The following is an 18,826-nucleotide window of genomic DNA, read 5'->3' as shown; positions in this document are numbered from 1 at the left end:
CCTCGACCACGCGGGCCGACACCTCGACCGGGATGCCGCTGTCATCGCATCTGCGCGAGGCGCGCACGCGCTCTCTCCGCGCGGTGGCGGCGCTCCTGGTCGGAGTGGCGGTCGGCTATCTCCTCTCCGACCAGGTCATGGAGATCGTGCGGGCGCCGATCACGGCTCTCGCCGAATCCCGCGACGCGAGCCTGAACTACGACAGCATCACCGGAGCCTTCGACCTCAAGCTCAAGATCGCGCTCTTCGGCGGCATCGCGCTGTCGAGCCCTGTCTGGATGTACGAGCTGTTCGCCTTCCTCGCCCCCGGACTGAACCGGCGGGAGAAGAAGTACACATTCGGGTTCCTCGCGGCGTCCGTCCCGCTCTTCGCGAGCGGGTGCGTCACGGGCTTCCTGCTGTTCCCGCACATGGTGGAGATGCTCGCCGGCTTCGCCTCGACGGAGGACAGCACCCTTCTCCAGGCCTCGTACTACGTGGACTTCATCCTCAAGATCGTTCTCGCCACCGGTGTCGCCTTCGTGCTCCCCGTGTTCCTCGTGATGCTGAATCTGCTCGGCATCCTGTCGGCACGGGCGATCGCGCGCAGCTGGCGGATCGTCGTCGTCGCGATCGTCCTCTTCAGCGCGATCGTGACACCGGCCGCCGACGTGCTGTCGATGTTCCTCATCGCAGTGCCCATGACCGCGCTGTTCCTCGTGGCGCTTCTCATCGCCTGGCTCCACGATCGGGCGGCGAGCCGCCGCCTCTCCGCGATCTCCGCAGACATCTCGCGCAGGGAGGAGGAGTGACGATGTTCGGACTCACGATCGAGAAGCTCTTCCTCGTCGCACTGCTCGCCGCGGTCATCATCGGTCCTCGGCGGCTGCCGGAGTACGCGGGGAGGCTGGGCGCGCTGATCCGTCGACTCACCGTGCTGGCCGGAGACGCCGCCCGTCGCGCGGAGCAGGAGACCGGAGTGGCGGCCATCCGAGAGGACTGGACCGCGCTGGACCCTCGACAGTACGACCCTCGGCGCATCATCCGCGAAGCGTGGGCCGCATCCGACGCGGAGGGTTCGACGGTCGAGGCGGCCTCTTCACCGGCCGAGGTGCCGGTGCCTGCGATGAGCCCCCCGGATGCTCCGGAGGGCGAGCCCTCCGCGCCCGCCGGATCCTGGGTCATGGCGGGATCGTCGGGGCATCCCCGTCGCGTGTGGGTGCCCGAGGAGAGCTGAACCGCGTTCGGAAGACGGCGATCTGTTAGACTGATGGAGCAACGTGTGTTCTGGCCCCCCTCTAGGCCACCACGGAGCCACTGATCAGGGCCATCACGGACCAAGCGCATCGATGCGCGCGGCATCCGCCCTCGATCTCATCATCTTGCGGGTCGCGACAGCGCGTGCCCGTCACACAGCAATGAGTATGACCATGAGCATGACCACTTTTCCTCCTTCTGATCCGTTGACCTGGAAACAGGCCGACACCGACGTGCACGTCGCGACCCGCGCCGGTGAATTCGCCGGTTTCGTCGAGTTCGACGGCACCACCCACCTCGCCCGCGATCAGCGGGGTACGGAGCTCGGCTCGTTCGAGTCCCTCGACGATGCCCGCGACGCCCTGGAGGGCGCGAACACGCCTGAACGGCGCCCGTCGGCGTTCTCGCGGCGGCTGCGTCAGGTGCTGCGGCGCGGCCCGCATCGGGCGCGCGCCTGACCATCGCCTGTGACGTGCCACAGAGTCGTCACAGAGTCCGCGACGTATTCCCCACAGTGCATGTGCGGGGGGTTATGTTGAGGTAAGCGTTGGGCGATCTGCCTTGGGCTTTCCACAGCTCAAGGGCTCCAATCGACAGGAGAGCATCATCTCCATTGCACAGGTCGAAAAGACCGCAGCCACCCTCGGCCCCGTACGTCAGACGTATTCGGGCAACGCAGACATCCCGCCGATGACCCACGCCTACAAGCAGGTGTCGCAGGTCATCCGCGAGACCGGCCTGCTGCAGCGCGCCGGATGGTTCTACATCTTCGTCGCAGCCGGCCTCGCCGTCGCCCTCGGCGGTGTCGTCACCGGCTTCATCCTGCTCGGCGACAGCTGGTTCCAGCTCCTGATGGCCGGGGCGCTCGGCATCATCCTCACTCAGGTGGCGTTCCTCGCCCATGAGGCCGCCCACCGCCAGATCCTCTCGACGGGCCCGGCGAACTTCCGCCTCGCCCGCATCCTCGCCGCAGGCGTGGTCGGTATCAGCTACTCCTGGTGGGACTCCAAGCACACCAAGCACCACGGCAACCCGAACCAGGTCGGCAAGGACCCCGACATCGAGGTCGACACGATCTCGTTCCTCGAGACGGATGCTGCGCAGTCGCGCGGCCTGGTCCGTCTCATCACGCGCAAGCAGGGATGGTTCTTCTTCCCGCTGCTCACGCTCGAGGGACTGAACCTGCACTACCTCGGCGTCAAGCACCTCGTGACCAGCAAGAAGGCCAAGGGCCGCTGGATCGAGCTCGGGCTCATCGCCCTCCGCTTCGCGATCGTGCTCGTCCCGGTCTTCCTGATGCTGCCGCTCGGCATGGCTTTCGCCTTCATGGGCGTCCAGCTCGCGGTCTTCGGCGTCTACATGGGCGCGTCGTTCGCGCCGAACCACAAGGGCATGCCGATCATCGACCCGAGCGCCCGCCTCGACTTCTTCTCGAAGCAGGTGCGCACCTCGCGCAACATCCGTGGCGGATGGTGGGCCACCTGGCTCATGGGCGGACTCAACTACCAGGTCGAGCACCACCTGTTCCCGAACATGCCCCGCCCGCACCTCTCGAAGGCCCGCGAGGTCGTCCGCGACTACTGCGCAGCCAACAACGTGCCGTACACCGAGACCAGCCTCGGCCGGTCGTACGCGATCGTCATCCAGTACCTCAACCGCGTCGGTCTCGCCGCCGGTGCCGATCCGTTCGACTGCCCCGCAGCCGCACAGTTCGTCCGCGCGTAGACACCCGGCGCGAGTCGTCGAAAGGCCCCCATCCTTCGGGATGGGGGCCTTTCGCGTTGCGAAGCGAGGTGTCAGTCGCGTCGGATCCAGCGGAAGGTCGCGCGGCTCAGGATGATCCCGGCCACGAGCCAGACCGCGAGGGCGATGGCGACGAGTCCGAGCTCCCACCCGCCGTTCGGCTCCGCCGCCCCGAAGGAATCGGGGAGGATGGCTGCGCGCATGCCCTGGGCGATCCACTTGAGCGGGAACGCGGAGGCGACGTTCTGGAGCCACTCGGGGAGCGAGGAGAAGGCGATGTAGACGCCGGAGATGAACTGCAGCAGCAGCACGACCGGGATCACCACGGCTGAGGCGGTCTTGCCCGAGCGAGGCAGGGCCGACAGCGCGATCCCGAGCATCGTGCAGGTCAGGAGCCCCAGGACGAACACCCAGGCGAACCGGCCCCAGGCGTCGGCATCGGAGGGAAGTTCGACACCGTAGAGGACGACCGCGACGATCAGCAGCAGCGAGATCTGGAGGATGGCGGTGACGAAGACCTCTCCGATCTTGCCGATGAAGTACGTCACGGGCGAGATGGGCGTGCTGCCGAGACGCTTCAGCGTGCCGTCGCTCTTCTCGACCGCGATCTCGATCGACAGACCCTGCATCCCGGAGAGGAAGATCCCGCCGGCGACGAGGCCCGGAAGGTAGTAGGTCGCCATGCTGATCTTGTCGGTACCCTGGCCGACGTCTCCGGTGAAGATCGTCGCGAAGATCAGGTACATCAGCGTCGGGAAGAGGAACGTGAAGAAGACCTGGTCGCTCGCGCGGAAGTACTGGCGCAGTTCGAAGCCGATGCGCCGGATGCCGAGGCGCACCGTCCGTGACGGGCCGAAGGCGACGGGTGTGCTCTCGGCGTTCATGCCGGCTCCTTCACATCGGCGCGCAGATCGTCGGTCGGATCCTCGTCGGCATCCGCGCTGTGCTCGCGGATGAGACCGAGGTAGATGTCCTCGAGCGTGGGCCGCACCACTTCGAGGCCGTCGGGCTCGCCTCCGGCCTCGTGGAGCGCCGACACGACCGCGCCGGGAGTCGTCGTGCGCCGCTCATGACGGGTGCCCTGCGCATCCAGCCAGCGCACCACCGGCGTTCGGGCGTCGGTTCCGCCGATCTCGTCGATCGGCCCGATCGCGACGATGACACCGTTCGTGATCACAGCGGCACGGTCGCCGAGCTGGGCCGCCTCATCGAGGTAGTGCGTGGTGAGCAGTATGGTGGTGCCCTCAGCCTTGAGCGTGCGGATGAGTCCCCAGAACTGACGTCGAGCTTCCGGATCGAACCCCGTGGTCGGCTCGTCGAGGAAGAGCAGTTCGGGGCGACCGATGATCCCCAGTGCCACGTCGAGGCGGCGCTGCTGACCGCCCGAGAGCTTGCCCGCCCTCGCTCGTTGCTTGGTCTCCAGGCCGACCGCGGCGATCACCTCGTCGACGTCTCGAGGATTCGGGTAGTACCCCGCGAACTCGGTCAGCAGCTCGCGCACCGTGAAGTTGCCGGCCTCGCCCGTCGACTGCAGCACGATGCCGAGGCGCGCCTTCCACTCCAGGCCGCCGCGCTGCGGATCCACACCGAGAACTCGCACATCGCCGGACGTGCGATGCCGGTATCCCTCGAGGATCTCGATCGTCGTCGACTTGCCGGCGCCGTTGGGTCCGAGCAGCGCGAAGGTCTCACCCCGGCGGATGTCGAAACTGATGCCGTCGACGGCGGTGAACCCGCCGTAGTCCTTGCGCAGGTCCCGCACCGCGATCACGCTGTCTGTCATGAGTACAGCGTGCCCTGGGCGGCGCGTGAGCGGAAGCCGTGGAACGGCGAAGCGGTGCATCCACCGGGCGGCAGATGCACCGGAGACGGCTCGGGGCGCAGACGGATGATCCGCCTGCGCCCCGAGATGTCAGGAGAGGATGCTCAGCGCGATGCCTTCTCGTCGCTCTCGACGACCTCGATCGTGATCTTGCCGTCGATGGTCTCCGCGTCGTCGTCGAGAAGCTCGTCATCGAGTGCCTCGTCGCCGCGGAATCCCTCGTCGCCGTGGAACTCCTCAGCGGACTCGGTGTCGTCGGACTCGTCGATCAGCTCGGCATCCACGGTGTCGAGCTCGGCGTCCTCGTCGGCATCCGCTGCCTTCGTGACGGCTCCGAGTGTCGACGCCTCGTCGCTGAAGATGCCGTCGGGGCGGATCAGCTCGCGCACCTCGGCCATGAAGCTGGCGAGCTGCTGCTGCTGCCACCGCAGCTGACGGGCGTGGTCCTCGGCGTCGCGGAGCACCGTCGAGGTGTGGCTCGTGACGGAGTCGACGATCTTCTGCGACTTCACCCGAGCGCGGTCGAGCGTGTCGCGCGCGCGCACCTGAGCATCCGCCTCGATGGTCTGCGCCTGCGAGCGCATCAGGCGCTCGTAGTCGTCGGCCTTGCCGGAGATGCGCTGCGCGTGCTCGAGCGACGCCGCGACCTGCTCGTTGGCGTCGGTGGTGATGCGCTCGGCGTGGGCAACGGCCTGGTTGTGCAGCACGAGGAACTCCTGCTGCGCGTCGTCCTGGCGACGGGTGAGCGTCTCTTCGAACTCGAGCACTCGGGCGTTCATCTCGCGTACCTCGCGCTCGGCGTCCGCGCGCAGCTGGGTGGTCTCCCGTGTGACGAGGGAGCGCAGCGCCGCAGCGCCCTTCTCGGCCTCGGTGCGGATGGCCGTGGCCTCCTGCGTCGCCTGGTGCACCTTCTCAGCGGCGTGCGCGGCTTCGCGTTCGAGCGTCGCCTCATGCGCGGTGTACTCGGTGTCGATCTTGAGGCGCACCTGGTCGGCGTCGTGCTGAGCCTGGGCGATGATGCGCGTGACATCGGCATCCGCCTCGGCGCGCTGCGTGGTGACCTCTTCGCGAGCGGCGGCCATCAGCCGGTCGGCCTGCACCGCCGCGTTCTGGATCAGGACGTTCGCCTGCTCCTCGGCGACACGGAGGATGGCCTCGAACTGCTCGCGCGAGGGGGCGTCCTGGCCGTCGGCGCGGGGAGTGTCGACGAGCTCGTTCGTGAGCGTGGCGACCTGCTGCTCGGTCTCGGCGGCCTTGGCCTTGGCGGCGAGCAGCTCGGCCTCGAGCTCCTCGCGAGCGATGCGCTCCTCGTCGCGGAGAGCCTCGACCGCGTCCTCATGACGTGCCTCTGTCGCGGCGAGATCGGCCTTCGCCTGCTTCAGCTGATTGCGCAGGGTGCTGAGAGCCGAGTCGACCTCGGCCTTGTCGTAGCCGCGGAACGAGGCCGTGAAGCCGGACTGCTCACGCGGGTTCTCTTCGATCAGCTTGTCGAAGAAGTCGGGGGTGCGGTCGTTCTCGGGAGTTTCACTCATGGGTCAGCCTTTCCGGCGCAGGTCACAGGGACTGAGGACTGTGATGAGAAGTGATGCCGCCGCTGCCCGCCCGAAAAGGGGGCCGGACGCGTCGTTGGCAATACCACAGCCTAGTTGCGCCGGCTGTGAGATGCACCCGGTTCGCCGACTACTGCAGGGTCCAGGATCCGGTGGTGTCGTCGCGACGGTGACGGACATCTCGTCCTGCCTCCGCCACGATGCTCCGAGCGGTCGCCGCAGCGACGACCTGCGAACGCAGCTCCGCCCAGAACTGAGTGGTCTTCGGCGCTCCCAGGTATTCGCGGAACCCCTCGACCTGAAGATGCGTGCCGTCTTCGGCCTCGATGAGGCGCACGACGGTGTCGTCGGGTTCGACGAAGCGGATGCCGTAGCCGCCGTCGGGCAGCACAGTGAACTTCCGCGGCTGCTGCAGCACGATGCCGTCGACGATCTCGCGGGTCACGGCCTCGGGCGCGTGGAGCACGATGGTGGTCCCGAGCTCGCGGAGGGTCTCGTCGAGCCGGGATGTGCTGATTCGCCGGCTCTCGCGGTCTCCGGCCGAGCCGCTCGACCGCCGGACCCACCGGGGCAGGAAGACCGCCAGCACGATGACGGCGATGATCACCACGATGAAGAAGAGCGGGTTGTCCACGGCTCCAACCTACGGGGCGCTCATCGAGAGAAACTCATTGGAGTAATTTAGCTACAGTGCTAGATTCGGAATATGACGATCATCCGCGATGTCCGAGCCCAGCTCCGCAGGCGACTCCTGATCAGCTACCGCGTCGACCCCGAGGTGGCCTCTTCGCTGCTCCCCGAGGGGTTCCGCCCCCAGCTGGTCGGCGGATCCGCGCTCGCCGGGGTGTGCGTCCTCGGACTGGAATCGATCAGGCCGAGCCGGATGCCGCGTCGCTGGGGCCTTCGTTCCGAGAACGCCGCTCATCGGATCGCCGTCGAATGGGACGGCCCCGACGGCGTCGAGCGCGGCGTGTTCATCGTCGGGCGGCACAGTTCGGCGTGGCATCCGGTGCTCTTCGGTGGGCGACTGTTCCCCGGGGTGCATCGCAAGGCGCGATTCCGCACTGAGGAGTCGGGCGACCGGTACGCCGTCACGATGCAGGCGGGGGAGCACAGCCTGGACGCGGATGTCGAAGTGAGCGGTGACTGGTCGAGCGGGGTCTTCGAATCCCTCGATGCGGCATCCGCCTTCTATCGTGCGGGGCAGATCGGGTGGTCACTGGGGCGAGACGGGCGCAGCGTCGAACCCGTCGCACTCGAGACCGACGCCTGGAACGTCGAGGCGGCGCAGCTGCACCACCTCCGGTCGTCGTTCTTCGACGCCCTCCCCGAGGGATCCGCCGTCTTCGACAGCGTGGTCGTCATGCGCGACCTTCCGCTCGTCCTGTCAGACGCGGGCAGACGGCGTGAGTCCGGGAGCCTCAGCCCAGCAGGAACATGATCAGGACCAGCACGGGAAGGCATCCGAGCGTGGTCAGGAACACGGTGTCGCGTGAGATCGTCTCGCCGATGTCGTAGCGCTGCGAGTAGTTGAACACGTTCTGCGCGGTCGGGAGAGCGGCGAGGATGACGACGATCAGCACCTCGGAGGGCGAGAGGCCGAAGACGAGATCGGCCACGACCCAGGCGACCACGGGCATCGCGATGAGCTTGAGCGTCGTCGCGAGGATGATGTCGCGGCGATGCCCCGGGGCCCCGAGGACCCGCTGGCCGTGCAGCGAGATGCCGTAGCTGATGAGCAGCACGGGCACCGCGGCGTCCGCGATCAGCTGTGCCGGCTGCATCACGATCGGCGGCAGGGTGATGCCCAGCACCGACACGAGCGTCCCGAGCAGGGAGGCGATGATGATCGGGTTCGTCGCGGTGCGCACGAGCGTCCTGCGCAGGGAGACGCGGTCGCTGGTGACCGCGTCGAGGATCGTCAGCGAGATCGGCGTGAACACCAGCAGCTGCATCAGGACGACGGGAGCGGGGTAGGCCGCGCTGCCCAGAAGGTACAGCGACAGCGGGATGCCGATGTTGTTCGAGTTGACCTGGCCCGCGGAGAGTGCGCCGATCAGCGTCTCACCGACGGAACGCCTCCACCACAGCCGGGCGATGAGCGCGTAGACGGCGATGATGGCGACCGCGGCGATCGCCGAGACCGGCAGAAGGGAGGAGAAGAGCATCTTCGCATCGGCGTGGGCGAGCACCGTGAACAGCAGGAAGGGGGAGAGCACGAAGAAGATCAGACGACCCAGCACATGCCGGGCGTGCGGACCGAGCAGATCGATCCGCCCGAGCACATAACCCAGGGCGATCGCGACACCCACGACGGCGAATCCGGTGAGCGTGTCGAGCATGATTCGAGCGTATACATTCGGTCGGATGTTTGCGGATCACGAGACTTTCCATACGTTTGTACTCATGAATCAATCGAATCGCCGCTCAGGGACCTCTGCGCCTCGCTCGTCCCGGCTGCTCGTGGGGGCAATCGCGGCGATCGCCATCGTGGTCGGGTCTCTCATCCCGGCGCCTGCGGCGCAGGCAGCCTCTCAGTTCGTCACCCCCGTGAGTGGGCGGGTCGCGGACATCGTCCGGGGGTGTCCTGCAGGGGCTCGCCCCACCCATGCCGGCGTCGACATCAATCAGAACGCCAACGCCAACGTGTACTCGACCGCTGCGGGAACGGTCACCACTGCCGTCAACTCCAACGCGACCACGGGCTACGGGAGCCAGGTCGTGATCACGCACGCCAACGGCTACACGACGCGCTACGCGCACCTCGTCTACGGAACGGTGAAGCTGAAGGTGGGTGCGACCGTGGCGCAGGGGGCGCTGCTCGGGAAGGTCGGGAGTACCGGCAACAGCACGGGTGCGCACCTGCACTTCGAGTTGCTCCGCAACGGCGTCAACCTCACCAACACCTACTTCTCGTGCGGTCAGCGCAACGTCACGGCTCTGGCCCCGCTCACTCCACGGCCGTCGACCTCCGTGAACGCCGACATCAACGGCGATGCCAAGGCCGACCTCATCGCCCTCTCCTCAGCGGGACGGATGTCGGTTTACAACGGCAACGGCAAGGGCGGATGGGCGACCGTCACGCTCGGCACCGGCTGGGGCTCGACGAGGGCGATCGTGCACGGAGACTTCAACGGCGACGGCAAGGGCGATTTCGTGGCCGTGCGCACGGACGGGAACCTCTGGTTCTACCGTGGTGCGGGGAAGAATTCCTTCACGGCCACGCTCGTCGGTGCCGGCTGGAACAGCGCCAGGATCGTCGCCGGCGGCGCCGACTTCAACGGCGACGGGCGGATGGACCTCGTCAGCATCGCGGCGGACGGATACCTCTATCTGCACTCGGGCAACGGCGACGGGACCTTCGCCTCTCCGATACAGATCGACTACGGCTGGGGTGACATCGACACGATCGTCGTCGGCGACTTCGGCCTGGACGGGATCGCGGATGTCGTCGGGCGCGACGCGGGCGGCAGGCTGCTGCTGGCTTCGGGGAACGGCTCAGGAGTGTCCGCGCGGGTGCAGATCGGGAAGGGCTGGAGCAGCCTGACCGCTCTCACCGGCGGCGCCGACTACAACGGCGACGGTTACCCCGACCTCATCGCGCGCGACGCCGCGGGAGTCCTGTGGCTCTACCCGTGGCGTGGATCAGGGTTCGGTGCGAGGGTGAAGGCCGGCACCGGCTGGAACGGGCATCGCCTCATCCACTGACACGGCGAGGATCTCGTCCTGGCAGCTCGGGATCGAACGGCGCTCGGCGCGTATCAGTCTGAGCGGGCCCGCGTCAACGGTCGAGCGCCGATGAGCGTGAATCGGGCGGCCGCCTTACGCTGGCAGTACAGACGAGCCGCGTCACGCCGCTCTCCGTCGGTCGAACCAGACGGTGCCCTCGAGTTCTCTCGGTCTTGAGCGCCCACATGGGGGTGGGTGCGCTTGCGGACCTTCTCATCGACTGCTCCGGTCCTCCCCGTTCGGGCGCGGGAGGACCGGAACTACGTCTTCGATTCTGCTACTTGAAGCGGAGCATCCGCTGGACAGCCTTCACGCCGGCGTTCGCGCTGCGGGCGCGCATCGCCGATTCGAGCTCTTCGAGCGATTCCCTCGTGTCCACGCGGGGTGCGCCGAGGTAGAGGTCGCGGAACACGAGGTACCAGAAGTCGCTCAGCATCAGGCGGTACAGATCGTTGAGGGCGCGGTCGGTGAGGAACTCGAAGAGTTCGACGTGGGCCTCGATCCACCCTTCGCCCGACTCGACAGACTCGATCGCCTGTTGGATCAGGTCGCAGGCGATGACGAGGTCGCTGTCGGACAGTGCGAGGGCGGCCTCTCGGATGATCTCGCCGCCCTGTGACGCCGCGAACTCACGCGTGATGCGCGAACGCTCGTCGGTGATGTCAGTGACCATCGAGTAGCGATTCGCGTGCACCTCCATGAGGCCTGCGCGCGCGAGGCGCTGCACGGCTTCGCGGACCGGAGTGCGCGTGACGCCGAGATCGTCGGCGATCGCCTTGTCGCTCAGCTTCGCGCCGGGGGCGTACGTGCCGTCCGCGATCGACGTCGCGAGGCGACGGAAGAGCTCGTCCGGCCCCAGGTTCCGCTGCGCCCCAGGCGCAACGGGCAGTTCAGGTCCCATATCGATATTTTAGGGTGCTTAACAAAGAAATCGCTGAGGATACGGTATGCGTCTTCGTGGTCGCCGTTGCCGGGCGGCTCTGCGGAGGGCGTCACACGGCCGGGGCGGGATGGCGCGGGGAGTGGCTCAGACGCAGTCTTCGCCCGGGCAAGGCAAAACCCCCGCCATGTAGAAGCTAGGCGAGGGTTTCTGGGACCGTTGTAACGACGGTCCTTGTGGCTCCGACGGGCGTCGATCCCGTGACCTCACGATTTTCAGTCGTGCGCTCTACCAACTGAGCTACAGAGCCGTGCGACCGGCGAACCTGTCGCACCTAGGCGAAAGGCCCTTCTCGAAGAAAAGGGCCCGTCGCTTAGAGCGACCCTGACGGGACTTGAACCCGCGACCTCCGCCGTGACAGGGCGGCACGCTAACCAACTGCGCTACAGGGCCATACTTGTTTTCAATTGTACCGGAAGGAGTGACCCCAACGGGATTCGAACCCGTGCTACCGCCGTGAAAGGGCGGCGTCCTAGGCCGCTAAACGATGGGGCCGAAGTCTGTCCCGGGGGACTTCCTTGCCGACGCTCAAGCATAAGGGACGATTCGGGCAAAACGCGAATCGAGGGCGAGCCTGCTGTCTCCCGGGCGTGTTCGGGAGGACGATGGAGTCGTATCACTGTGCCCGTGAACACTGTCCGCTGCCTGGTGCGGATGTGAAGGATGTTGTTAGTGTGGCATTTGTGAAACCGGCGGAAGGGGCCGTGTGAACGACAAGCACTCCACGACGGATGCTGCTGCGGCGGCATCCGACGATTGCGGCTGCGCGCCCACGGCCGCGGAGAGTCGCGGCTTCTGGAAGAACGGCTCGGTCAGCCGTCGCAGCGCCATCACTCTCGGCGCCCTCAGCGTCGTCGCGCTCAGCGCCTTCGGCGTCTCCTCCGGCGTGACCGCCGCGTACGCGGCGTCGTACCCCAGCTGGGACGACGTGCAGAACGCCATGAAGAACGAGTCGGCGAAGGCATCCGAGGTCACACGCATCGAGGGGCTCATCCAGTCGCTCAAGCAGCGGGTGGCCGATGCGCAGGCCAAGGCCCAGCTCGCGGGCGAGGAGTACAACGCCGCGCAGCTGGCGTACTTCGACGCGATCGCCGTGGCAGAGGAGCTGCAGGGCCAGGCCGACGCGCAGGCCGTCGTCGCAGATGACGCCACCACGAAGGCTGCGCAGCTCGCTGCGCAGATCTATCGCAACGGCGGCGACGACACCGCCCTCGAGCTCTTCTTCGCCGGGTCCGCCGACAACGCCGACGAGCTGCTCTCGCGCCTCGGCACGATGGACAAGGTCTACCAGTACAACCAGACGGTGCACGACAACGCGGTCGCCGCGCGCAACTCCGCGCAGTCGCTCAGCGATCAGGCCGTCGTCGCCCGCACCGAGCGCGACCGCCTGCAGCAGCTCGCCGAGCAGAAGATGATCGAGGCTCAGGCCGCCGCCGACGCCGCCCAGGTGGCCCTCGACGAGCAGTCGGCGAACCTCGCCACGATGCAGGCGCAGCTCGCCGCGCTCAAGAGCAAGACGGCGACCACCGTCGCCAGCTACAAAGAGGGCGTGCGCAAGGCCGAGGAGGAGCGCAAGCGTCGGGAGGCGGCCGAGGCCGCAGCCGCCGCGGCAGGGAACGGCGGCGGAGGCGGAGGCGGCGGAACCGGAGGGTCGGCCGGCACCGGCGGCTGGGTCCGCCCGCACGGTGGGCACCGGAGCGCGGGCTTCGGATCGCGTCCGCGGCCCTGCCCGGCCTGCTCCGCCTTCCACTACGGCGTCGATCTCGCCAACGGCTGCGGTGCGGCGATCTACGCGGCCCACGCGGGCACGGTCGACTACGCGGGGCCCAACGGCAACTACGGCAACTACATCCGCATCCAGCACGGTGGCGGAGTCGCATCCGGCTACGCGCACATCAGGGACGGCGGATTCGCGGTGCGCAACGGCTCACGGGTGAGCGCCGGTCAGGTCATCGCGTACGCGGGCAACACGGGAGCATCCGTGGGCTGCCACCTCCACTTCGAGGTCTACATCAACGGGGCGTACACGAACCCGATCACGTTCCTCGCCAACCGCGGGATCTCGGTCTGAGATCTCGCCGTCGGAACGAGAAAGACCCCCGGCCGCTGAGCGGAACCGGGGGTCTTCTTCGTCGTCAGAGGGTCAGTGACCCTGCTCGCCGAAACGGACGATCGCCTCGTCGAGGATGCGCTGCGCCTCTGCGGCGTCGCCCCACTCGTCGACCTTGACCCACTTGTTGGGCTCGAGGTCCTTGTAGTGCTCGAAGAAGTGCGAGATCTCCTTCTTCGTGTACTCGGCGATGTCGTCGATGTCCTGGATGTGAGCCCAGCGAGGGTCCTTCGACAGCACGGCGACGAGCTTGTCGTCTCCGCCGGCCTCGTCGCTCATCTTCAGCACGGCGACGGGGCGGACCTCGACGACGACGCCCGGGTAGATGGCGTGGTCGAGGAGCACGAGCACGTCGAGCGGATCGCCGTCCTCGCCGAGCGTGTTGTCGAAGTAGCCGTAGTCGGCGGGGTACCCGAAGGTCGTGTAGAGCACGCGGTCGAGGTGCACTCGTCCGGTCTCGTGGTCGACCTCGTACTTCACGCGGCTGCCGCGCGGGATCTCGATGACGGCGTCGTGTGCGCCCATGCGTGTGCTCCTCAGAAATGACGGTTGGATGCCGCGCACTAGCCTAGCCGGGGGTGGCCGAGCACCTCGGACCTCTTCCGCAGCGAGACGGTCATCCCACTGTGGGGCGGCGCCGCGCGACCCGGTCCAGCAGCTTCGTCACCACGCCGCTCAGGAGCAGGACGAGCAGTCCTGCATACCCGTAGGGCTGGACGAAGACCGCGATCGCGAGGGCGACGAGGAACAGGATGATGGCGGCAAGATCGCCGATGACTCCCGCCCGCAGCGTCTCGACCGGGGTGGTGGTGAAATCGGGGTGGCGCAGCAGGAACACCCAGCCGGCGAGAGTCGTGACCTGGGTGAGGATCAGGGTGCCGATGTAGACCACCGGCTGCAGCAGGTCGGTGTCCATCTGGCCGATCATCGCGGTCGGCACGGGCAGCCAGACGATCGTCGCCATCCACGCGACGTTGATCCACAGCAGGGGGCTCGTGATCCATTCCACGTCGCGGTACTGGCGGTGATGTCCCATCCAGAACGTCGCGATGAGGACGAAGCTGAGCCCGAAGCTCAGCAGTTGGCCGGAGTGCTCGTCGAAGAACTCCGCGGTGCTCAGCCTGTTCGACGCGGCATCCGACACCGACTCCATGAGCGGCAGGATCAGCAGCGTCATCGCGATCGCCACCACCGCGTCGACGAACGCCTTGAACCGCTCGGTCCGGAACCGCACTGTGTGATCAGTCACGGCGTCAGGTTAGAACCACACGAGTGCTCAGCGCGACCGTCACGCCGCGATCCCTCGTGGTGATCTACCGTGGAGCCGTGCCCTCGCTCTCACCTGTCATCGCCGAGATCCGACTCGCCGTGCGCACCGCGCTCGCCGACCTGCCCGAGGGGTCGACCGTCGTCGTCGCTCTCTCCGGGGGCGCGGATTCTCTCGCGCTCGCCGCGGCGGCCGCATTCGAAGGACCCAAGCTCGGGGTGCGTGTGCGGACCGTCACGGTCGACCACGGTCTGCAGGCCGACTCGGATGCCGTCGCCGCGCGTGCGGCGAGCACGGCGACCGCTCTCGGGGTGGAGGCCGGCATCGTCCGCGTCGAGGTGGGGGGCGAAGGCGGGCCCGAGGCCGCGGCGCGAGACGCCCGCTACCGGGCACTGAAGGACGCCGCGACGGATGCCCGTGCTGTCGCCGTGCTGCTCGGCCACACACTCGACGACCAGGCCGAGACGGTGCTGCTCGGCCTCGCCCGCGGCTCCGGTGCCGCCAGCCTGCAGGGGATGGCCCCGGTGCGCGAGGACGACGACGGCGTCCGTTGGGTGCGTCCGCTGCTCGGAGTCCGGCGCGCGACGACCCGGGCATTCTGCACGGCATCCGCTCTCGACTTCTGGGACGACCCCCACAACTCCGAGGAGCGCTTCGCTCGGGTGCGCGTCCGTGACCGTGTGCTGCCGGTTCTCGAATCCGAACTCGGACCGGGCATCGCCGAGGCGCTCGTGCGCACGGCGGAACAGCTGCGCGAGGATGCCGAGGCGTTCGACGAGATGATCCACGAGACCATCGAGGACATCGTCGAGCACGCCGAGGCGGGGATATCCGTCAGCGTCGCGGCGCTCGCCGCCAATCCCGCGGCACTGCGCAACCGCATCATCCGCCTCGTCGTCGACAGTGAGTTCGGCGTGAGTCTGACGCGATTGCAGACCCTCGAGGTGGCCCGTCTCGTGACGGACTGGTCGGGTCAGGGACCCATCGATCTTCCGGAGTGCTCCGCCGCTCGACAGGGCGGGCGCATCGTCTTCACCGCGCGCTGAATCGCGGCCTCTGGCGGCTACTTCTTGCCGCCGCCGAGGAGTCCGCCGAGCAGGTCGCCGATTCCGCCGCCGCCCGAAGAGTTGCCGCCGCCGAGGAGTCCGCCGAGCAGGTCGCCGATTCCGCCGCCGCCCGAAGAGTTGCCGCCGCCGAGCAGTCCGCCGATCACATCGCCGATGCCGCCGCCGCCCGACTCCGCCTCTGCCGTCCCGGACTTCGTGGAGGTGCCCTTGTTCGCGTTGGCGATCAGGCCCATCACGATCGGAGCGAGGATCGGGAGGAGCTTGCCGAAGTCGATGCCCGCGGTCTCCTTCGACTCGGTGAGCTTCTGAGTGACCTTCTTCTCGTCGGCGCCGAGGATATGCGAGACGATCTTGCCGCCGTCGGCCTGGTCGATGTCGTCGACCTTCGCTGCGCCGGTCGTGCCTTCGTGGCGCTTGAGCGCGTTCTCGATCGCGGAGGAGCCCTCGGCGGTGGACGCGTTCTTCGCCAGGCCGCCGAGCAGCACCGCACCGCCCTGCTCGACCGCGGACTTGGCGACGTCGGGGGAGACTCCGAGCTTCGCGGCGATGTCGTCGATCGGCACCTGCTTCAGGATGTCGTCAAGAGCCATGGAGATTCCTTCCGTCTGGGGCATCCGCCCGTGTCACGGCTCAGAGTAGTGCGGATGCGGGCGGTGCACCCGGAATTCTGGTTGCCGATCTGCGGATCCTGTGCGGGAGCATCGGTGCGCGTCACCTAAAATCGATCCATGCGCGCCGCGGAAATCCAGGACGACCTTGCTCAGATCCTCGTCACCGAGGAGGAGATCATCGCGAAGCTCGATGAGCTCGCGACTCAGGTCGCCGTCGACTACGAGGGCAAGGAGCTCATCCTCGTGGGCGTGCTCAAGGGGGCGGTGATGGTCATGGCCGACTTCGCCCGTGCGCTGCCCTTCCACGCTCCGATGGACTGGATGGCGGTGTCGAGCTACGGCGCCAGCACCAAGTCGAGCGGCGTGGTGCAGATCCGCAAGGACCTCGACACCGACCTCAACGGCAAGCACGTGCTGATCGTCGAGGACATCATCGACTCGGGGCTCACCCTCAGCTGGCTGCTCGAGAACTTCGAGTCGCGGGGAGCCGAGTCGATCGAGGTGCTCGCGCTGCTGCGCAAGCCCGAGGCCGCGAAGGTGGTCATCGACTGCAAGTACGTCGGCTTCGACATCCCCACCGACTTCGTCGTGGGCTACGGCCTCGACTACGACGAGCGCTACCGCAACCTGCGCGACGTCGCCGTGCTCGCGCCGCACGTCTACAGCTGACGCACTCCCGCGGCGTGCCGATACGCCGTGGGTGAACGCACAGCGGCCACTTAGGGCACGCGCGATACGCTGATCCGACCATGGATGTCAAGAAGCTCACTCGGAATCCGCTGATCTACGTCGCCCTGATCGGTCTGCTGCTGTTCGGCGGCTTCCTGCTGATCTCGAACCTCGGCGCGCCGAAGCAGATCACGACCCAGGAGGGTCTGAAGCTGCTCGCCGGCGAGTCGGTCACCGAGGTCGTCAACACCGACGGCGACCAGCGGGTCGACATGACGCTGTCGAAGGCGTTCGAAGGCTCCGAGAACGTGCAGTTCTACTACGTCGACGCCCGAGCCGACGAGGTCGTCAAGGCGATCAACGACGCCGATCCGAAGGACGGCTTCAACGACGCCGTGCCGCGTGCGACCTGGTTCGACGGCATCCTCTCCCTTCTTCTTCCCCTGGTGCTGCTCGGCCTGCTGTTCTGGTGGCTGCTGTCGTCGATGCAGGGCGGCGGTGGCAAGGTCATGCAGTTCGGCAAGTCCAAGGCCAAGCTCGTCAACAAGGAGACACCGACGGTCACCTTCGCCGACGTCGCCGGTGCGGACGAGGCGATCGAGGAGCTCCACGAGATCAAGGAGTTCCTGCAGGACCCGGCCAAGTTCCAGGCCATCGGCGCCCGCATCCCGAAGGGCGTGCTGCTGTACGGCCCTCCCGGAACCGGAAAGACGCTGCTCGCCCGAGCCGTCGCCGGCGAGGCCGGAGCGCCGTTCTACTCGATCTCGGGTTCTGACTTCGTCGAGATGTTCGTCGGTGTCGGCGCATCCCGCGTGCGAGACCTCTTCAACGTGGCCAAGGAGAACTCTCCCGCGATCATCTTCATCGACGAGATCGATGCAGTCGGTCGCCACCGCGGTGCCGGCATGGGCGGCGGAAACGACGAGCGCGAGCAGACGCTCAACCAGATGCTCGTCGAGATGGACGGGTTCGACCCGAACGCGAACGTCATCGTGATCGCGGCGACGAACCGCCCCGACATCCTCGACCCCGCCCTGCTGCGCCCCGGTCGCTTCGACCGCCAGATCGGCGTCGACGCCCCCGACCTCCGCGGTCGCCAGAAGATCCTCGAGGTGCACAGCAAGGGAAAGCCGCTGGCCAAGAGCGTCGACCTCGAGGTCGTCGCCCGCAAGACTCCCGGATTCACCGGTGCAGACCTCGCCAACGTGCTCAACGAGGCCGCTCTGCTGACGGCGCGCTCGAACGCGCAGCTGGTCGACAACCGCGCCCTCGACGAGGCGATCGACCGCGTGATCGCCGGTCCTCAGCGCCGCACCCGCGTCATGAAGGACAAGGAGAAGCTCATCACCGCGTACCACGAGGGCGGCCATGCCCTCGCAGCTGCGGCGATGAACTACACCGACCCCGTGACGAAGATCACCATCCTTCCCCGGGGCAAGGCGCTCGGATACACGATGGTGCTGCCGCTCGATGACAAGTACTCCGTCACACGCAACGAGCTGCAGGATCAGCTCACCTACGCCATGGGCGGACGCGTCGCCGAGGAGATCATCTTCCACGACCCGACCACCGGCGCCTCGAACGACATCGAGAAGGCGACGTCGATCGCCCGCAAGATGGTCATCGAGTACGGCATGACCACCCAGGTCGGTCCGGTCAAGCTCGGTTCCGAGGGTGGCGACATGTTCGTCGCACGCGACATGGGACGCGGCCGCGAGTACTCCGAGAAGGTTGCGGAGCGGGTGGATGCCGAGGTGCGAGCGCTCATCGAGCAGGCGCACAACGAGGCCTACGAGGTCATCAGCGCCAACCGCGACATCCTCGACCGGCTCGCGCTGGCCCTGCTCGAGGAGGAGACGCTCGATCACAACCAGATCGCGGAGATCTTCACCGAGGTCAAGAAGCTCCCCGAGCGTCCGCTCTGGCTCTCCAGCGAGGCCCGCCCGGTGTCGGAGCGGCCTCCGATCGAGGTCCCGAAGAAGGACGTCTCGCTCGCCGCCTCGGTCGAGGCTCCCTCGGCGGCTGCGCGCACGCAGCAGGGATCCGCGAACGCCGGTCAGGCACGACCCGCGACGGCCTGAC

19 protein-coding genes and 3 tRNA genes are annotated in these 18,826 nt (G+C 67.3%); 10 read left to right on the top strand and 12 right to left on the bottom strand.

Translation table 11 applies throughout. The features are described from left to right. The 4 genes from tatC to ACTJKH_RS16410 form a co-directional block, all read left to right on the top strand. Window positions 1-791: twin-arginine translocase subunit TatC (gene tatC / locus ACTJKH_RS16425; RefSeq protein ID WP_440737799.1), on the top strand; the 791-nt coding region annotated here is incomplete at its 5' end. A gap of 2 nt (window positions 792-793) precedes the next feature. After that, window positions 794-1,216, top strand: a complete 423-nt coding sequence (locus ACTJKH_RS16420; RefSeq protein ID WP_440737798.1) for a Sec-independent protein translocase subunit TatA/TatB — start codon at window positions 794-796, stop codon at window positions 1,214-1,216. 193 nt (window positions 1,217-1,409) lie between these two features. After that, window positions 1,410-1,694, top strand: a complete 285-nt coding sequence (locus ACTJKH_RS16415) for a hypothetical protein (protein ID WP_210096956.1) — start codon at window positions 1,410-1,412, stop codon at window positions 1,692-1,694. 145 nt (window positions 1,695-1,839) lie between these two features. Next, window positions 1,840-2,961 (top strand): fatty acid desaturase family protein, encoded by a 1,122-nt coding sequence (locus ACTJKH_RS16410; RefSeq protein WP_440737801.1) that lies wholly within the window; start codon window positions 1,840-1,842, stop codon window positions 2,959-2,961. Window positions 2,962-3,032: 71 nt separating this feature from the next. Here the strand turns inward: ACTJKH_RS16410 and ACTJKH_RS16405 are convergent, their stop codons facing one another. The 4 genes from ACTJKH_RS16405 to ACTJKH_RS16390 all read right to left on the bottom strand — a co-directional run bounded on the left by ACTJKH_RS16405 (window position 3,033) and on the right by ACTJKH_RS16390 (window position 6,985). Beyond that, window positions 3,033-3,863, bottom strand: a complete 831-nt coding sequence (locus ACTJKH_RS16405; RefSeq protein ID WP_440737797.1) for an ABC transporter permease — start codon at window positions 3,861-3,863, stop codon at window positions 3,033-3,035. Next, complete coding sequence (locus ACTJKH_RS16400) at window positions 3,860-4,762, bottom strand: ABC transporter ATP-binding protein (RefSeq protein WP_440737796.1); 903 nt, start codon at window positions 4,760-4,762, stop codon at window positions 3,860-3,862. Before ACTJKH_RS16400 ends, ACTJKH_RS16405 begins: the two co-directional genes overlap by 4 nt. A 143-nt stretch (window positions 4,763-4,905) precedes the next feature. After that, the gene (locus ACTJKH_RS16395; protein ID WP_440737795.1) at window positions 4,906-6,333 is read right to left on the bottom strand and encodes a cell division initiation protein; all 1,428 of its coding nucleotides are present in this window, start codon (window positions 6,331-6,333) and stop codon (window positions 4,906-4,908) included. Between the two features lie 148 nt (window positions 6,334-6,481). Further along, window positions 6,482-6,985 carry a hypothetical protein gene (locus ACTJKH_RS16390; protein WP_440737794.1) on the bottom strand — a complete coding sequence of 168 codons (504 nt, stop codon included), beginning with the start codon at window positions 6,983-6,985 and terminating at the stop codon, window positions 6,482-6,484. 72 nt (window positions 6,986-7,057) lie between these two features. Between ACTJKH_RS16390 and ACTJKH_RS16385 the strand changes: the two genes are divergently transcribed. After that, on the top strand, window positions 7,058-7,792 hold the full coding sequence (locus tag ACTJKH_RS16385; RefSeq protein WP_440737793.1) for a DUF2071 domain-containing protein: 735 nt from the start codon (window positions 7,058-7,060) through the stop codon (window positions 7,790-7,792). Here the strand turns inward: ACTJKH_RS16385 and ACTJKH_RS16380 are convergent. Next, a complete protein-coding gene (locus ACTJKH_RS16380; protein WP_440737792.1) occupies window positions 7,773-8,693 on the bottom strand; it encodes an AEC family transporter in 921 nt (306 codons plus the stop codon). The genes ACTJKH_RS16385 and ACTJKH_RS16380 overlap by 20 nt on opposite strands. A gap of 121 nt (window positions 8,694-8,814) precedes the next feature. On the opposite strand from ACTJKH_RS16380, the gene ACTJKH_RS16375 reads away from it, so the two are divergent. Then, on the top strand, window positions 8,815-10,059 hold the full coding sequence (locus ACTJKH_RS16375) for an FG-GAP-like repeat-containing protein (protein ID WP_440737791.1): 1,245 nt from the start codon (window positions 8,815-8,817) through the stop codon (window positions 10,057-10,059). 298 nt (window positions 10,060-10,357) lie between these two features. On the opposite strand, the gene ACTJKH_RS16370 is transcribed toward ACTJKH_RS16375, so the two are convergent. From ACTJKH_RS16370 to ACTJKH_RS16355, 4 genes are all read right to left on the bottom strand, one after another. After that, window positions 10,358-10,981: a GntR family transcriptional regulator gene (locus ACTJKH_RS16370; RefSeq protein ID WP_440737790.1), complete on the bottom strand. Its 624-nt coding sequence runs from the start codon at window positions 10,979-10,981 to the stop codon at window positions 10,358-10,360. A gap of 216 nt (window positions 10,982-11,197) precedes the next feature. Continuing rightward, window positions 11,198-11,270 (bottom strand) — tRNA-Phe (locus ACTJKH_RS16365). A 69-nt stretch (window positions 11,271-11,339) separates the two neighbouring features. Then, window positions 11,340-11,413 (bottom strand) — tRNA-Asp (locus ACTJKH_RS16360). A gap of 29 nt (window positions 11,414-11,442) precedes the next feature. Beyond that, window positions 11,443-11,515 (bottom strand) — tRNA-Glu (locus ACTJKH_RS16355). A 211-nt stretch (window positions 11,516-11,726) separates the two neighbouring features. Between ACTJKH_RS16355 and ACTJKH_RS16350 the strand changes: the two genes are divergently transcribed. Further along, window positions 11,727-13,091 (top strand): peptidoglycan DD-metalloendopeptidase family protein, encoded by a 1,365-nt coding sequence (locus ACTJKH_RS16350; RefSeq protein WP_440737789.1) that lies wholly within the window; start codon window positions 11,727-11,729, stop codon window positions 13,089-13,091. 72 nt (window positions 13,092-13,163) lie between these two features. Here the strand turns inward: ACTJKH_RS16350 and ACTJKH_RS16345 are convergent, their stop codons facing one another. Continuing rightward, window positions 13,164-13,655, bottom strand: a complete 492-nt coding sequence (locus tag ACTJKH_RS16345; protein ID WP_215168831.1) for an inorganic diphosphatase — start codon at window positions 13,653-13,655, stop codon at window positions 13,164-13,166. Between the two features lie 91 nt (window positions 13,656-13,746). Beyond that, window positions 13,747-14,379: a TMEM175 family protein gene (locus ACTJKH_RS16340; protein WP_440737788.1), complete on the bottom strand. Its 633-nt coding sequence runs from the start codon at window positions 14,377-14,379 to the stop codon at window positions 13,747-13,749. A gap of 77 nt (window positions 14,380-14,456) precedes the next feature. On the opposite strand from ACTJKH_RS16340, the gene tilS reads away from it, so the two are divergent. Then, window positions 14,457-15,443, top strand: a complete 987-nt coding sequence (gene tilS / locus ACTJKH_RS16335; RefSeq protein WP_440737787.1) for a tRNA lysidine(34) synthetase TilS — start codon at window positions 14,457-14,459, stop codon at window positions 15,441-15,443. A gap of 17 nt (window positions 15,444-15,460) precedes the next feature. Here the strand turns inward: tilS and ACTJKH_RS16330 are convergent, their stop codons facing one another. Then, window positions 15,461-16,054 carry a DUF937 domain-containing protein gene (locus ACTJKH_RS16330; RefSeq protein WP_440737786.1) on the bottom strand — a complete coding sequence of 198 codons (594 nt, stop codon included), beginning with the start codon at window positions 16,052-16,054 and terminating at the stop codon, window positions 15,461-15,463. Window positions 16,055-16,192: 138 nt separating this feature from the next. Between ACTJKH_RS16330 and hpt the strand changes: the two genes are divergently transcribed. Then, complete coding sequence (gene hpt, locus ACTJKH_RS16325) at window positions 16,193-16,744, top strand: hypoxanthine phosphoribosyltransferase (RefSeq protein WP_440737785.1); 552 nt, start codon at window positions 16,193-16,195, stop codon at window positions 16,742-16,744. An 80-nt stretch (window positions 16,745-16,824) separates the two neighbouring features. Beyond that, window positions 16,825-18,825, top strand: coding sequence for an ATP-dependent zinc metalloprotease FtsH (gene ftsH / locus ACTJKH_RS16320; RefSeq protein WP_259160442.1), 2,001 nt, complete (start codon window positions 16,825-16,827; stop codon window positions 18,823-18,825). Window position 18,826: the final 1 nt, after the last annotated feature.

This window comes from Microbacterium sp. 22215 (assembly GCF_052045655.1).
Classification (GTDB): domain Bacteria; phylum Actinomycetota; class Actinomycetes; order Actinomycetales; family Microbacteriaceae; genus Microbacterium; species Microbacterium phyllosphaerae.
Note: the sequence above shows the minus strand (reverse complement) of the source record. Positions and strands in the feature narration are given on the sequence as shown.

Bases quoted from the DNA above. Each gene is read 5' to 3' on its own strand.
- ACTJKH_RS16405 (WP_440737797.1), bottom strand. From the start codon at position 3,863: ATGAACGCCGAGAGCACACCCGTCGCCTTCGGCCCGTCACGGACGGTG.
- ACTJKH_RS16370 (WP_440737790.1), bottom strand. From the start codon at position 10,981: ATGGGACCTGAACTGCCCGTTGCGCCTGGGGCGCAGCGGAACCTGGGG.
- ACTJKH_RS16420 (WP_440737798.1), top strand. From the start codon at position 794: ATGTTCGGACTCACGATCGAGAAGCTCTTCCTCGTCGCACTGCTCGCC.
- ACTJKH_RS16415 (WP_210096956.1), top strand. From the start codon at position 1,410: ATGAGCATGACCACTTTTCCTCCTTCTGATCCGTTGACCTGGAAACAG.
- ACTJKH_RS16400 (WP_440737796.1), bottom strand. From the start codon at position 4,762: ATGACAGACAGCGTGATCGCGGTGCGGGACCTGCGCAAGGACTACGGC.
- ACTJKH_RS16395 (WP_440737795.1), bottom strand. From the start codon at position 6,333: ATGAGTGAAACTCCCGAGAACGACCGCACCCCCGACTTCTTCGACAAG.
- ACTJKH_RS16330 (WP_440737786.1), bottom strand. From the start codon at position 16,054: ATGGCTCTTGACGACATCCTGAAGCAGGTGCCGATCGACGACATCGCC.
- ACTJKH_RS16380 (WP_440737792.1), bottom strand. From the start codon at position 8,693: ATGCTCGACACGCTCACCGGATTCGCCGTCGTGGGTGTCGCGATCGCC.
- hpt (WP_440737785.1), top strand. From the start codon at position 16,193: ATGCGCGCCGCGGAAATCCAGGACGACCTTGCTCAGATCCTCGTCACC.
- ftsH (WP_259160442.1), top strand. From the start codon at position 16,825: ATGGATGTCAAGAAGCTCACTCGGAATCCGCTGATCTACGTCGCCCTG.
- ACTJKH_RS16345 (WP_215168831.1), bottom strand. From the start codon at position 13,655: ATGGGCGCACACGACGCCGTCATCGAGATCCCGCGCGGCAGCCGCGTG.
- ACTJKH_RS16385 (WP_440737793.1), top strand. From the start codon at position 7,058: ATGACGATCATCCGCGATGTCCGAGCCCAGCTCCGCAGGCGACTCCTG.